Source organism: Methanoculleus sp. MH98A (genome assembly GCF_000691865.1).
Taxonomy (GTDB): domain Archaea; phylum Halobacteriota; class Methanomicrobia; order Methanomicrobiales; family Methanoculleaceae; genus Methanoculleus.
In genome coordinates, this window is sequence record NZ_JMIO01000187.1 from 1 (window position 1) to 1,506 (window position 1,506).

Here is a 1,506-nt window from a genome sequence, read left to right on the forward strand (position 1 = left end):
GGTCCTGATTCTCCAAATGACAAGTTTTGGAAATCAATCATCGAATGTAAAACTCCCCATCCTTGTTGTGCATATGCACCACAGTGAGGGCAATTAAAGGCACTCAACCCTTTTTCTGGATTAACAAAGCGAGAGGACATTGGGATCAAAATGATATTCTCTAATGGGCATATTCAATCTTCCTTTTTCTTCGGTAACTAAAATTGAGTATGTCATACGAAAGATCCGCGAGATATCCGCCCTTTCTCTTCAGCAACCCGTCCCCGATGCCCTACATCACTAACCCCATATTCCATGATCCACCACATCAAGCCACCTACTGAATAACTTTATTTTGAGCCCGGATCCAGATCACCCAATCATAAACCTAAAAACTACTCAATATCTCCTAAGATTTGCTTACAACGCCATAGATAAATTTATTTAACTGTTATAGACAGTTGAAGATATGGGCGAGACGCTAGAACACCCCTCAATCAATCCTCAGAGGGAGTTCGCTAAAAGGAAGATCGGTCAGATCATCGATAATATAACGACCAAGGGGGCGCCCTACTGGCTGTTTTTCTACTTAGGAGTCCCCCTTTTTCTTCTTGCAATATTCTACCTCGTCCCGCAGGACATGAAGGATGCCATATTCATCATGCATATTCCTCTTACAAACCTTCAGTCTCTCCTTTTACATGGCTATACACACTCAGGACAGAACCATATTCTGGGCAACGTGGCTATGTACCTTGTTGGAATCACGTTCGTGTTTGCATTTGAGGATAATAAGAAAATATTGACTTACGCCTCAGTTCTTTTCTTTACCCTTGTGATCTTGCTCTCGGCGGGTCTATCCCTGGTCCTCTTTGAGATGAAGGGTGTTTCAGGGATTACTTCTCAGGGGTTTTCTGCTGTCGTTGCCGCGTTCTATGCGTACGGCTTGTACAGCTTGATCCGATACATGTTCGAGGAGCTTAACCTTTTGAACATACCCCCGATTGGAATGATGAATACCCCTCAGAAGATTGTTTTTGGCGTTCTGATAGCACTGTTTGGCGTTGCTCTGGTTGTTGTTATCCAGAGCAGCTTACAGTGGGGACAGTTCATCGTGTCCGGGACAACGTTCAGTAACGGCATTGCTCACTTTGCAGGCTTTATCTCGGGACTTTTGATCCCGGCACTGATATCACTGAAATACCGTGATCGGCTGGGTGAATATACACTGGCTTATAATGTCCTGGTGGCGCTATCTGCTGCTTTTGGGGTCGTTTTATACCTGAAATATCTGCTGTAAAACGACGACTCTCTTTTCAAAGCACAATTTTTAGTGGATTTGCGCTCAGATTGTTGATGTCGGCACTGGTCGGCAAGGACATTTATATGAATTTTCGACGAGCAGCGTTCAGGAAAACAAACCGTGGGATCAATGCATGCGGTCCGCGCAATTTATGCAGCAGGTTGCTGCACAAGTATCACGCCCGGATATTCCTGTGCAAAGCAGAGAGTTGCACTTGAACTGTT

Annotated in this window: 1 protein-coding gene; it reads left to right on the plus strand. The window is 44.6% G+C overall.

Features of this window, described 5'->3' with window-relative positions; genetic code table 11:
- Positions 1 to 448 precede the first annotated feature (448 nt).
- A complete protein-coding gene (locus tag EI28_RS12490) occupies positions 449 to 1,279 on the plus strand; it encodes a hypothetical protein (protein WP_048115333.1) in 831 nt (276 codons plus the stop codon).
- The last annotated feature ends 227 nt before the right edge of the window (positions 1,280 to 1,506 follow it).

Bases quoted from the DNA above. Each gene is read 5' to 3' on its own strand.
- EI28_RS12490 (WP_048115333.1), top strand. From the start codon at position 449: ATGGGCGAGACGCTAGAACACCCCTCAATCAATCCTCAGAGGGAGTTC.